At 36.1% G+C, this 13,441-nt stretch carries 13 protein-coding genes; 6 read left to right on the forward strand and 7 right to left on the reverse strand.

The genetic code is table 11. The features are described 5' to 3' along the window. Window positions 1-136 precede the first annotated feature (136 nt). The 3 genes from OYT91_RS09640 to OYT91_RS09650 all read right to left on the reverse strand — a co-directional run bounded on the left by OYT91_RS09640 (window position 137) and on the right by OYT91_RS09650 (window position 3,802). Window positions 137-2,134 carry a TonB-dependent receptor plug domain-containing protein gene (locus tag OYT91_RS09640; RefSeq protein WP_281237783.1) on the reverse strand — a complete coding sequence of 666 codons (1,998 nt, stop codon included), beginning with the start codon at window positions 2,132-2,134 and terminating at the stop codon, window positions 137-139. A gap of 137 nt (window positions 2,135-2,271) precedes the next feature. Beyond that, window positions 2,272-3,120 (reverse strand): hypothetical protein, encoded by an 849-nt coding sequence (locus OYT91_RS09645; protein ID WP_281237784.1) that lies wholly within the window; start codon window positions 3,118-3,120, stop codon window positions 2,272-2,274. A gap of 307 nt (window positions 3,121-3,427) precedes the next feature. Continuing rightward, window positions 3,428-3,802, reverse strand: coding sequence for a hypothetical protein (locus OYT91_RS09650; protein ID WP_281237785.1), 375 nt, complete (start codon window positions 3,800-3,802; stop codon window positions 3,428-3,430). Between the two features lie 128 nt (window positions 3,803-3,930). Between OYT91_RS09650 and OYT91_RS09655 the strand changes: the two genes are divergently transcribed. Continuing rightward, window positions 3,931-4,368, forward strand: a complete 438-nt coding sequence (locus tag OYT91_RS09655; RefSeq protein WP_281237786.1) for a DUF4890 domain-containing protein — start codon at window positions 3,931-3,933, stop codon at window positions 4,366-4,368. Window positions 4,369-4,562: 194 nt separating this feature from the next. Here the strand turns inward: OYT91_RS09655 and hemL are convergent, their stop codons facing one another. From hemL to OYT91_RS09675, 4 genes are all read right to left on the reverse strand, one after another. Next, a complete protein-coding gene (hemL, locus tag OYT91_RS09660; RefSeq protein WP_281237787.1) occupies window positions 4,563-5,849 on the reverse strand; it encodes a glutamate-1-semialdehyde 2,1-aminomutase in 1,287 nt (428 codons plus the stop codon). A gap of 63 nt (window positions 5,850-5,912) precedes the next feature. After that, window positions 5,913-6,737 (reverse strand): glucosaminidase domain-containing protein, encoded by an 825-nt coding sequence (locus OYT91_RS09665; protein WP_281237788.1) that lies wholly within the window; start codon window positions 6,735-6,737, stop codon window positions 5,913-5,915. 46 nt (window positions 6,738-6,783) lie between these two features. Further along, window positions 6,784-7,761 (reverse strand): 1-aminocyclopropane-1-carboxylate deaminase/D-cysteine desulfhydrase, encoded by a 978-nt coding sequence (locus tag OYT91_RS09670; RefSeq protein WP_281237789.1) that lies wholly within the window; start codon window positions 7,759-7,761, stop codon window positions 6,784-6,786. A 129-nt stretch (window positions 7,762-7,890) separates the two neighbouring features. Then, entirely contained in the window at window positions 7,891-8,232 is a 342-nt protein-coding gene (locus OYT91_RS09675; protein ID WP_269221908.1) for a hypothetical protein, read from the reverse strand. Window positions 8,233-8,325: 93 nt separating this feature from the next. Here OYT91_RS09675 and OYT91_RS09680 point away from each other — a divergent pair, with 93 nt between their 5' ends. The 5 genes from OYT91_RS09680 (at window position 8,326) to budA (ending at window position 13,206) form a co-directional block, all read left to right on the forward strand. Continuing rightward, window positions 8,326-8,502, forward strand: coding sequence for a C1orf53 family protein (locus OYT91_RS09680; RefSeq protein ID WP_165830459.1), 177 nt, complete (start codon window positions 8,326-8,328; stop codon window positions 8,500-8,502). 340 nt (window positions 8,503-8,842) lie between these two features. Beyond that, window positions 8,843-10,822 carry a urocanate hydratase gene (gene hutU, locus OYT91_RS09685; RefSeq protein ID WP_281237790.1) on the forward strand — a complete coding sequence of 660 codons (1,980 nt, stop codon included), beginning with the start codon at window positions 8,843-8,845 and terminating at the stop codon, window positions 10,820-10,822. Window positions 10,823-11,227: 405 nt separating this feature from the next. Further along, a complete protein-coding gene (locus tag OYT91_RS09690) occupies window positions 11,228-11,773 on the forward strand; it encodes a DUF4136 domain-containing protein (RefSeq protein WP_281237791.1) in 546 nt (181 codons plus the stop codon). Between the two features lie 46 nt (window positions 11,774-11,819). Further along, a complete protein-coding gene (locus OYT91_RS09695) occupies window positions 11,820-12,215 on the forward strand; it encodes a group III truncated hemoglobin (RefSeq protein WP_281237792.1) in 396 nt (131 codons plus the stop codon). Between the two features lie 211 nt (window positions 12,216-12,426). Then, window positions 12,427-13,206, forward strand: a complete 780-nt coding sequence (gene budA / locus OYT91_RS09700; RefSeq protein WP_281237793.1) for an acetolactate decarboxylase — start codon at window positions 12,427-12,429, stop codon at window positions 13,204-13,206. Window positions 13,207-13,441: the final 235 nt, after the last annotated feature.

Below are 13,441 nucleotides of genomic sequence, written 5' to 3' on the forward strand. Positions count from 1 at the left end.
CTTATATGACTTATATGGTTTGAAAATTTATTTTAACAAATGCTTTTTTTTTAAAGAATTAAGTTGTTGTTGTTTTAGCATTCAAAAATACAATTTGAAAACGACTTTTATACATAAAAAATCGAATCCATTTTTATTAGAATCCAAAATTTAAATTCAAAACAAAATTTCTTCCTTGGCTCGGAATGTTGTTCCAGCTAGAAAAAGTAGAATAATACGTATCGAAAACATTCTCGACTCCTGCCCTAACATTCCATTTGATTTTTTCAACATAAAAAGAATAACCAACAGACGTATTTAAAACTGCATAATCGGGCGTTTCATTCTCTCCATAATACGGACTAAATTGTGATTGAGTGGCGTTTCCAACAATAGCAATCGAGGCCGAAACTCTATTTTTTAAATAATTAAAAGCGCTCGAATAACTAAACGGACTGATAAAAGGTAAATTCCTATTGTTGCTATCCTTGCCATAGGCATAAACCAGCTGTGATTGCCATTTTAAACTTTCTAAAATTTGATATTCTAAATTCAAATCAATATTAAAAATCGTGGCATAATCTAAAGCTTTGTATATTTTTACTCCATTGGCACCAATTGTCATCGGAATTAATTTTGCATCAGGAACGCCCACAATGTAGTTGGAAACATGAAAAAAAGTTGCCGATACTTTAGAACTCCACTTGCTTTTTGAATAGCCAAAAGACAGACTCGACTCCAGAGATTGCTCATTGGCCAAATCGGGATTCCCTATATAATCGTATCCATCAAAGCTGTTGAACAAATAAAAACCATAGCCTTCGGAAACTGCCGGTGCACGTTCTCCAAATCCAAATCCTAACCCATATTCGAAACCATTTTTAGCATAACTATATTTGCTCGAAAAACTGCCAAGAATCCTCTTATTGAGAGCATCCATTTTGGGATAAAAAATCTGCAGACTTTCCAATCCAAATTGACTGGCAACTTTATTAGTATGACTGGCAATACTAGCTGTAAACAGCAAATTTGAATGGGGATTTAAAACCAGATTATCCTCTAAGAACAATCCATAATACAACGTCCTCACATCGGGCCAAGTGTACATGAACATCAAGTTCTCGTTTGGATCATTGGGATACATCGTCATTTCGGCGACAGAACGATTGTAGAATGAACTAACATCAGCCGTGAAATGATGTGCTCCAAAAATACCTTTTGCTTTTGAATACATTCCATACGTATCACTCCAGCCTGGCATATCCATGTGAATGGGAACCTCAGGGCGCTTGGTATCGTCCATAGTATGCGTTATAGTATTGTAGTACAACTTGGATTCCCAAGATTGAAGAGTTACTCCTGTGGGAGCATATTCATAACTCAAAGAAGTTATCAATGCTTTCGCTAAAGAAACATCCATTGGTAAAGCGGGATAACCTACATCGGTTGCTTTGTCATAAATAACGGATGCTTTTACCATTTTATCCGTATCCAATCGTACTCCAGAAGAAGCCGATATATTCAACTTTTGAAACTGAGAAAATTGAATTTCTTTGTTGTTTCCAGCAAAATAATTAGCTGCTTTTCGGAACATAAAATCAGTATCGATATAAAACGATTTGTCTACAAAACTGACAGCCGATCCAATAATTTTCTGATTACTATTCGACTCATAACCCGCATTCAAAGTGGTATTCCAACCTAAATTCGAAAAATTGCTTTGATTTTTTTTTAAATCAATAGCACCACCAATTGTAGCTCCGTGACAACCACCTTCTTGACCGGAAACAACGGTAGCTTCGGCCAGATTTGAAACCTCTACATAAGAAGTAATTGGATCCATTTTGTCTGTACAGGCACCAAAAATACGCATACCGTCTATAGTAACCAATGTACGTTCGGTAGCCATACTATTGAGAATCGGTTCCCAAGCATAACCGCCTCTTTTAATCATTTCTACTTTGGAAGATTGTTGAAGGTATTCATCAATCGTGGCAAGTGGTTTGCTTTGTTTTTGATACAGTTTGGTTTTCTTTCCAATAACAATAACTTCATTCAGTGGTTTGGCAACAATTGAATCCTTTTGTTTTTGTTGGGCAAAAAAAGTTATAGTACTAAAAAAAGACAGCAGTAGAAGAAAAGTTGTTTTTTTCATCGAAATAAAATTTTGCATGCACAAGATTATTCAATCTGCGCTGGCGTTACTATTGATAATTAATTGGGTTTAAAGCAATTTCAAACCGATAAAAAAGGTCAAAAACCAAAATCGATAATTGACCTTTCTTTATTCAACTAGAATTCTAATTCAAAGTAAATACTACTTGCCGGAACTGCATCCGTGATAGTTTCTCCCTTTAAAACTTCATTATTGGCATTCAATAATTGTAAGTTTATTTTCCAATAGCCCGTCATTGTAAGTGACATTTTTCCATTGTATAATCCTCCAACAACTGTTTGAGTCAAATCGACATTGTTTGGCGAACTATGATTACCCATACTTGGCATTCTTGGGTCAATTTTTAATTTAAAATTATCCACAACAGGAAAAGTCATCATGTCTTGCATTTTAAAAACCCCCACTTCAATGTCGTTGATGGCTACTTTTGGATGATGTGGTTCTGCATAAGCCACTATATATCTCACGCCATCGGTTCCTGTAAAAGTAGTAACCCTTTGTTTTAAGGAAGCAGGAACATCGATTTTGGAAGTAACCGAAAAAGCAGTTCCATTGATGGTATAATCAATTTTCAGATCCCAATATTCGGTAGCGTTTTGTGCCATTTGAAAAACAATATATCCTTTATATAATGTTGTTTCGGCAGACTCTTTTTCAATTTTGGATTTTGGACAAGAATGTATCATTGAAGTCATGTGCATCATTGGCATCCAAGTAGCTGTCGCGTTTTTTACATACTGACCAGTTACATTATCCTTGATTCTAAAGGCAACTTCGTTAAATCCTTGTTCTAAACCGCTCATGTGTTTGTATAATTCGATAGTATGAGTTGTATTGGTTATTTCTTGAAATTTGGTTAGACCATCAAGCTCATTTACTGCAGGTTCTGTAGAATCAGAAGAACAAGAGGCAAAGGCAAGAGCTACTACTATTAATATGATATTTTTTTTAAATTGAATTTTCATTTGAAAAGTGTTTTTATTAATTAAATTTTGGATAAAGTTGTTTGTTTTGCGTGAGGGATTGCAGTGGAGCTCTTTTTTTATCCCGTTTTTTTACGGGATAAAAAAAAGCGGGAACGTAAAGCCCGACCCGAGCCCGATAGCCATCGGGGCGACGAGGGTCACGCCCAAATAAAATTTAGCCTACTCACGAAGCCTATTAAAATACTAGTGTTATAAATTAATTTGCCAAAAAAACGGAACAATTGATTCCATATAAAAATTGCCTTTTGAAAAATCAAAAAGCCGCAGTTATAGTCCTCAATAAAAATTAAGAAATAAAAATGGGAGGTCTGAAAATGAATTCCAAATGAGAATTGGAATATAAATTAGAATAGATATAATTGCAATTTTCGTTATTCAAGAAAGAAACAGCAGCTATTGCAAATGGGTTAATTTCCTCAAAAAACAATACTTCAAGAACGGAAGAATAGCCTTTTTTATCGGAAGAGGCGGGCTTTTCGTTTTCGGCAGCTTTGGCCAATTCTTTCATCAAATGACATTTTCCGTTACAATGCATCATTGGTTTGGCTTTGTTTTCACAAAGTACCTTTGAGATGTATTCATAATTGATTGCGTAATCTATAACCGGAAAAATCGGTTTTAGAAATACAGCAATGATGATTATGAATATGATATTTTTCACGATACAAAGATAGGATACGATTTCTAAAATGATATGACTAAAATCAGTTTTTGATAAATTAACGTTAAAGCATTAAACCTTTGATTCTTATATTCGTCTTATTGCTGTAACTTAAAAACAAAATGAAAATGAAAAATTTAATTATTGCCTTAGTATTTGGAATGGGCTTAACTGGATTTGCTCAGGAAGCTACTCCAAAACCCAACAGAGCCAATATGGAAAAAATGACTCCTGAACAACGCCAACAAAAACATTTGGCCTATTTAACCAAAGAATTGACGTTGGATGCCAAACAACAAGAAGCTGTTGGTAAAATATTAGCGGACAAAAAAGCTAAAATGCAAGATGCAAAAGAGCAAAAAGACACTCGAAAAGCCAATGGAGATAAATTGACTTCAGAAGAAAGAGCTGCATTCAGAAACAACATGCAAGCCGAAAAAGAAGATACTGAAGCTAAAATGAAAGCGGTTTTATCTGCCGATCAATATCAAAAATGGCAAGATCTGAGAGCCGAAAAAAAAGATAAAATGAAAGACAAGATGAAAGAAAGAAGAGGAGGAATGTAGAAAATCATTCCAATTATATTTAAATGTTAAACGAAAAATTCCACTAATAAACACAAATAGATTCGTGCTAATTAGTGGAATTTGTGTTTTTACTCCTGCAGGGTTTTTTCTAACCTTGTAGGTGTTTTTTTTTAATGTTCCTTATAAAAGTTATACCTACAAGGTTAGAATAAAACCTTGTAGACATCGAGAAATTAAAATGTTTTAGAAACTTTATCAATCGCTTGAATGGTGAAATCCAAGTCTTCATACGTTAATGCATCGGTGATGAACCAAGTTTCATACGCAGATGGCGCGATATAGATTCCTTCGGCCACTAATCCGTGGAAGAATTTCTTGAACGTTTCATTATCTCCCGCAGCTGCAGATTTAAAATCGGTTACTGGATTGGCATCAAAGTGAACTGAAATCATCGAACCAATTCTATTGATGGTAAAAACCACATTATTGGCTTTCAATACCCTTTCGATTCCAGCTCCTAAATAAGCTGTTTTCTCTTCTAATCTTTTAAAAATAGCGCGATCAGTATCTAATGCTTGCAACATGGCCAATCCAGCAGCCATAGCCAATGGGTTTCCGGACAACGTTCCCGCTTGATAAACAGGCCCTAATGGCGCCAAGAAATTCATAATTTCGGCACGAGCTGCAAAAGCTCCAACGGGCAAACCACCACCAATTACTTTTCCGAAACAAACAATATCGGCATTAATATTGAACAATTCTTGAACTCCACCTCTGGCCAATCTGAAACCTGTCATTACCTCATCAAAAATCAATAGGATTCCATTTGCTGTACACAACTCGCGCAATCCTTCTAGAAATCCTTTAGCAGGTGGAATACAACCCATATTTCCTGCAACGGGTTCTACAATTATAGCGGCAATTTCATTTTTATTGGCTTCGATTAAAGTAGCCACATTTTCCAAATCATTGTATTTGGCTAGTAAAGTGTCTTTGGCAGTTCCAGCAGTTACACCTGGACTGTTTGGTGTTCCAAAAGTAACAGCACCACTCCCCGCTTGAATTAAAAACGAATCGGAATGTCCGTGATAACAACCTGCGAATTTGATTATTTTGTCTCTTTTGGTAAATCCACGAGCCAAACGCACCGCGCTCATACACGCTTCTGTGCCCGAATTTACAAAACGGATTTTATCTATATTTGGAACCATCGAAACGGCAAGTGCTGCAATTTGAGTTTCCAATTCGGTTGGCATTCCGAAAGACGTTCCTAATTTGGCTTTTTGAATTACGGCTTCGACCACCGGTTCGTAGGCATGACCCAAAATCATTGGTCCCCAAGAATTAATATAGTCGATTAAACGGTTTCCGTCTTCATCGTACAAATAGGCTCCTTTGGCACTTTTTACAAATATTGGTGTTCCGCCCACAGCTTTAAACGCTCTTACTGGTGAATTTACTCCTCCTGGGATTACTTTTTCTGCTTCCGCAAAAAGTTCACTACTTCTTTTGTATATCATTACTATTTATGATTTTAGATTTTTGACTTTAGATTTTTATTCCCCCTTTGGGGTTTAAGGGGGCTATTTCACTATCAACTTCTGTCCTATCGAAAGTGCATTCTCAGTTAGATTATTTTTCTGCTTTAATTCGTCAACCGTTAAATTGAATTTTTTAGAAACCGAATAAAAAGTATCTCCTTTTTGAATTTCGTACAAACTGGCTTCATCAGTTCCAAAATTATCATCAAGCAATACTTTGGCTTCTTCTTTTGCCATTTTATTTCCTAAAACTTTAGTGTCGTATTGGCTTAAATTATAAGTTTCTATATAGCTTATTAATTTTTCTGGATATCTAGGATCGGTGGCATAACCAGCGTCTCTCAGTCCTTTTGCCCAAGCTTTGTAATCCGCTTTGGGCAAAGTAAATAAATTGGCATATCTTTTTTTTCCTGTCAATACCGTCGCGTGATCTTGGTAGGATTCAGAAGCTTGATTGTATTTTCGAAAGCATTCTTGCAACGAATCATCGTCTTTATAAACCTTGTCTCCCGTCCAATCGTTATGGCATTTGATTCCAAAATGGTTGTTGGCAGTTACAGCCAAATCACTTTTTCCTGATCCGGATTCCAAAATTCCTTGTGCCAAAATAATGCTTGCAGGAATTCCATAGGTTTTCATATTGGCCATTGCAACGGCATTATATTGTGCAATATAGGCATTTGTTACTTCATTTATAGTCATTGGTTTTGAAGTGGACTGTGTACCAACTTTTCTACTGCTGCCGTTTTGGATTGGTTTGGAATATTTCCACCCTACTGGTTTTTTGGTAGTAACTATTGTAGGTTTCGAAGAGCCACAGCTCATAAGAAATATAAATAAAAGAAATGAAAATATTTTCTTAACCATGTTTTTGCTTTACAATATTATTATTTGGCATTGATTTTTGCCATTGCTATTGAAATTGAATCACTGTTTTATTTTTGCTTTTTAAAAGCGCATTCATCCCTTGAATTCCTTGCAATCCTCCAGTATGAATCAATAAAATTTTGCTATTACTGGGGAAATAGTTTTTCTGAATTAAATCTATAACGCCAAAAACCATCTTTCCAGTATAAATAGGGTCTAATGGCACTTGCGTTTGTTTGTAAAAATCATTTACAAACTGAATCAGTTCTTCATTTACCTTTCCATAGCCTCCAAAATGATACTCTGTGATCAATTCCCAATTTGCATTGGTGGCAAATTTACAAATTTCTTCCGAAAAAGTAGTTATTTGCCTAAGGTCGTCAGGAACGCCATTTCTATTTAATTTGGAAGAAAATTTATTCATGGGCGTTTCATCTTTTAAAAAGTCTCCTTTTAATGCTGGAAATCCCAAAATTTTTTGGTGTGGCAAAGCACTGTTTATAATTCCCGAAATGGTTCCCCCTGTTCCGACCGCACAACATATGTAATCAAATTTAGCATCTTCCTTCGTCAAAATTTCTTCGCAACCTTTTATTGCATATTCATTTGTTCCGCCTTCTGGAACGAGATAAAACGATCCGAATTTCTGCCGTAGATTGGCAATAAAATTAGGTTCGGCTTTGAATCGATAGGATTCTCTGGTAACGAATTCGAATTCCATTCCGCATTCTTGGGCAAATTTTAACGTTGGATTTTCGGCAATTTTATCACCCAATTCATCTCCGCGAATCACTCCAATGGTTTTAAAACCTTGTTCTTTTCCCGCATAGGCCACCGCCGCAATATGATTGGAATACGCACCGCCGAAAGTAAGTACTGTTTCCTGATTCTCGGCTTTCGCCTGTAGCAAATTGTACTTTAGCTTCCTGAATTTATTCCCTGATATAAAAGGATGAAGCAAATCTTCTCTTTTTATTTCAAGATAGATTCCGTTGGGCAGTTCGTATGTTATTTTTTGATTCAAAGTTTATGGGGTATTTATAATGGATTGCTTCAAAGTTTAACCGCAAGGTTCGCAATGGAAGCGCTATGTACGCAAAGCTTAGCGTCCCGATAGCTATCGGGATTGCGTAATCCTTTGCGCGCTTTGCGGTTAACTATTCTTTACTTGCAAATACTTTAAAAAACGAAAATATGTTCTCGTTTTAAGGTAATTCAAATCGAGTTCATTCGCATAAGCTTCTCTTTCAAAACTGATATTTCTATAGGCCAAATTAGCGTTTTTATACTGGAGCAAACGTACCGCATATTCGACAAAATACCAAACAAAAAAAGGCAAAACGAGTAATTCTAATTGCTGTCTTATATGTATTTTCTCGTGATTGACCAAGGTTTTATTTTCGGAATCAAAGGCATATTTCACAAACACGAACGGAAAAAGGGTTAGCCCGCGATATCCTTTCGGAATTAAATATTTGGCAACAATAACAAACATTGATTATAAAATTTATAGATTTGTACAAACAAATTAGTCCAAATTAAAGAAAATCACAATCGTCTAGTAGCGAATTTCAAGCATAAAAACAGAATGGCAGAACAAAGTAATGAAAATAAATTAATAGAAGGTGAAGATTTTTATTATACACCCGAAGGTTACAAATGTTTTACCGAAAAGCACCATTTGAAAAGAGGGTATTGTTGTAAAAGCGGCTGTCGTCATTGTCCCTATGGATTTGATAAGAAAACAGGGCTTTTGAAAAAGTGATCAGTGTTCCGTTTTTTAGTATTCAGCTTTCAGAAAACAGTATTATATTATTATTTATGGACATTCTTTCTTTAAAATATAAAATTAAAATTCATAAGTCCTACCACAGGTCGGATATACGATATCCTTAGTGGCGAATTTCTCTAAATTAAGAAAAATATCTTGATTTACGGGATGCGAGAGGGATAAAAGCAAACTACCGAAGTAGTGCGGATAGCCCGACCGCATTAAGGAAAGTGGCCGACTAACCGACACGAAACGTAGGCCACTTTTCTTAATGTGGTCTCGCCCAAAAGTTGCTCATTAGAACAATTAATTTTAGATTTTAAATACCAAAAAAATGACTTTTCAAGAACAAATACAACAAGGAATTCCTTCTATATTACCTCAGCCGAAACCGTATGAGGCCAACATTAATCACGCGCCTAAGCGAAAAGAAATCTTGTCTGACGATGAGAAAAAACTAGCGCTACGTAATGCTTTGCGCTATTTTGAGCCGAAACATCACGCAGAGTTAATTCCTGAATTTCGCAATGAACTAGAGACTTATGGCCGTATTTATATGTACCGTCTGCGTCCTGATTATAAAATGTATGCCCGTCCAATCTCGGAATATCCTGGAAAATGTGAGCAAGCCAAAGCCATTATGCTGATGATTCAGAACAATCTGGATTATGCGGTGGCGCAACATCCGCACGAATTGATTACTTATGGCGGAAACGGTGCGGTTTTCTCGAACTGGGCGCAATATTTATTGACGATGAAATACTTATCGGAAATGACCGATGAGCAAACGTTGACGATGTATTCCGGGCATCCGATGGGATTGTTTCCTTCCCACAAAGAGGCGCCGAGAGTGGTGGTTACGAATGGAATGGTAATTCCAAATTATTCTCAACCCGATGATTGGGAGAAAATGAATGCTTTGGGCGTTTCCCAATACGGGCAAATGACCGCAGGCAGTTACATGTATATTGGGCCGCAGGGAATTGTTCACGGAACGACAATCACGGTTTTGAACGGTTTCAGAAAAATAAAACGTTCCCCAAAAGGAGGTTTATTTGTCACCTCAGGACTTGGCGGAATGAGTGGCGCGCAACCCAAAGCGGGAAATATTGCGGGTTGTATCACGGTTTGTGCCGAGGTAAATGCCAAAATCACGCACATTCGACACAGTCAAGGTTGGATTAATGAAGTGGTACAAGACATTGACGAATTGGTCAAAAGAGTGGCGCTGGCGAAAGCCAATAACGAAACGGTTTCTATTGCCTACCTTGGAAATGTGGTGGATGTTTGGGAACGTTTTGACGAAGAAAACCTTTATATTGATTTGGGTTCCGACCAAACTTCACTACACAATCCGTGGGCAGGTGGGTATTATCCAGTTGGAATTTCATTTGAAGAAGCCAATGATATGATGGCGAACAATCCTGCTTTATTCAAGGAAAAAGTACAAGAAACTTTGCGTCGACACACAACAGCTATCAACAAACACACGGCCAAAGGAACGTACTTCTTTGATTACGGAAATGCCTTTTTACTGGAAGCTTCTCGTGCAGGAGCCGATATTATGGCCGAAAATAAAATTGATTTCAGATATCCGAGCTACGTGCAGGATATTATGGGACCTATGTGTTTTGACTATGGTTTTGGTCCTTTCCGTTGGGTTTGTGCTTCCGGAAAGCCAGAAGATTTAGCCAAAACTGATACTATTGCTTGTCAAGTTCTGGAAGAAATGGCTAAAACTGCTCCTATTGAAATTCAGCAACAAATGCAGGATAATATTCAGTGGATCAAAGGCGCACAAGAAAATAAATTGGTTGTGGGATCTCAAGCCCGAATCCTATATGCTGATGCCGAAGGTCGTGTGAAAATTGCCGAAGCTTTTAATCAGGCGATTGCCAAAGGAGAGATCGAAACCGTGGTTTTGGGTCGCGATCATCATGACGTTTCGGGAACGGATTCTCCTTACAGAGAAACTTCCAATATTTATGACGGGTCTCGTTTTACGGCGGATATGGCGATTCAAAACGTAATCGGAGACAGTTTCCGTGGCGCCACTTGGGTTTCCATACACAATGGTGGTGGCGTTGGCTGGGGTGAGGTGATCAACGGTGGTTTCGGGATGGTATTGGACGGTTCCAAAGAAGCTTCTCGACGCTTGGCTTCCATGCTTTTTTGGGATGTCAACAACGGAATCTCAAGACGTAGTTGGGCCCGTAACGAAGGAGCTGTCTTCGCCATCAAACGTGCTATGGAAGTTGAACCTTTATTAAAAGTAACATTACCGAATTTAGTGGATGATGCCTTATTGAATTAGATTCTTATTGTTTTGTATAGAAAACTAAAACATTCAAAATGTACTTTTAAAAAAATTGAACCATTAAGACATTAAGAAAATTAAGATTAGTTGAATTGCTTAATATAACTTAATGCCTTAATGGTTAAAAAAAGTCACACCTTTTAAAATTGAGCTGTGAATTAATTATGTCTATCCAAATTTGCTACAAGTTTTATATTTATGTTTTTTTAATCTGCGCCAAAAAACCTTCAGAAACCTTTATTTTAAAATTAACACTTATTTGGCTGAATTGGTACGATTTTTGGGCTAAATTTATTTAAACATTAATTATATGAATATGCAATCGCTTGATAACAGTTGTCGCAAACACAAATAAAAATCTAGCAATACCATATTTCATTAAAAAACAAATACTATCTACATATGAAAACTATTAAATTCTTGCCTCTATTGTTACTTTTCATAGTTGCTTCTTGTGACACCGTGAAAGTATATTCTGATTATGATAAATCAGCCGATTTTACACAGTACAAAACATATGCTTTCATGAAATCAGGTATTGATAAAGTCGAAATTTCTGATTTGGATAAAAGAAGAATTCTGAACGCTATTGACCAACAATTACAGACCAAAGGAATGACCAAAAGCGAAACTCCCGATTTATTGATCAATATTTTCACTAAATCTAGAGAACAAGTTAGTGTAAACCAATTCAATGCTGGATATGGCTACGGTTGGGGATGGGGATGGAATCCGTATATGTATGGTGGACAAACGTATGTAAGTTCTTCTACCGAAGGCACTTTATACATTGACCTTATTGATGCCAAAAAGAAAGAACTGATTTGGCAAGGTGAAGGAACTGGAACGCTTACCAAAGATATGGATAGAAAAGACGAAATAATTAATAATATTGTCACTCAAATTTTGGCTCAATACCCACCAGTTATAGCGGAAAAGAAAAAATAATTTATTTAAAAGCCTACCTTTGTGTAGGCTTTTTTTACACCATATCATGACAACATTAAGAGACATCACAAACATAGAAGACATTCAATTATTGGTCAATACCTTTTACGCCAAAGTACAGAAAGACGATTTGATTGGCGCTATTTTCAATGAAAAAATAGGCGACCGCTGGCCTGAACATTTGGAGAAAATGTACCGTTTTTGGCAAACGATTTTGCTCGAAGAACATACCTACTCCGGAAGTCCTTTTCTGCCCCACAAACAACTGCCGGTAGAGAAACAACATTTTAACCGCTGGATGGAAATTTTCACCGAAACTGTGGATAGTTTATTTACAGGTCCACTCGCCGAAGAAGCTAAACTAAGAGGTCAAAATATGGCCGAAATGTTCAATTACAAAATTGAGTATTTTAGGCATGAGGGGAAGCATCCGCTTTTGTAAATTAAAATAATGGAATTGTATTTTTTTTGCCACAAATTACACAGATTAGCACAAATTTCTTTGAAAATTTTAAAAAATAATTTGTGCTAATCTGTGTAATTTGTGGTTTCTTTTTTTTGATTTTAAATAACTATACTTGTTGTTTTGCAAAATTCCATTAGTATCAAAACCATTGTATTACTTTTGCTACACTAACAAAAACCAAATTACAATGACCCATTCTTTAAAAACAATTACTTTTCTACTAATAGTGCTCTCGTTTTTTACCAGTTCTGCCCAAAAAGACAAAAACACCACGATATATCAATATGCTACAATCAACGCTTTGATGGAAGGCGGTTTTGATGGTGATATGACTCTGGCCGCATTGCAAAAGAAAGGAAGTTTCGGGATTGGAACTTTTAATGAATTGGACGGTGAAATGATTGGGTTTGATAATCATTTTTACCAAATCAAATCGGATGGGAAAGCATATGCGGTAGATCCTTCACAAAAAACACCTTTTGCGGTGGTGACGAATTTCTCAAAAGAGAATGTTGTTTTTGCGCACCAATCCTTTGACCTCAAGAAACTCTATGCTTTACTGGACACCATATCGCCCAATAAAAACTTATATGTGGCGTATAAAATCAAAGTAAAATGCCAAACGATAAAAACCCGATCTGTCTCTAAACAAATTAAACCGTATCCTTTGATGATTGATGCCGTAAAAAAACAATCGGTATTTGAGTTGGGAACTATTTCTGGAACGTTGATTGGCTTTCGATTTCCTGAATACATGAAAGGGCTGAATGTGCCAGGCTATCATTTTCATTTTCTTTCGGATGATAAAAAGGTGGGAGGACACGTATTGGATTTATTAGGTTCTAATTTTGAAATCGAAATTGACTATATGGATGATTTTGAAATGCATATTCCCAACAATGAAGCATTCAATAAACTTAATTTAACCAAAACCAAAGTGGAAGATTTGGAAAAGGTGGAGAAATAATTTATAAAAAAAGCCTATATCTAAAACAAACAGCCTTTAATTTCAAACATATAAGTCATAAAAGTTTAAAAAAACTAGTTTACCAAAATAGTATTAAAAAAGTGAATATAAGTCAAAAACGATTTCCGGAAAGGGAAATGACTTTGTTTAAATGAACTATTGATTTTACTTACTTTTGTTCAAATTAAAAACTTATATGACTTATATGTTTAAAAATGTATTTGACAAAATGTTG

This window comes from Flavobacterium praedii, from assembly GCF_026810365.1.
In the GTDB taxonomy this organism is placed as follows: Bacteria; Bacteroidota; Bacteroidia; order Flavobacteriales; family Flavobacteriaceae; genus Flavobacterium; species Flavobacterium praedii.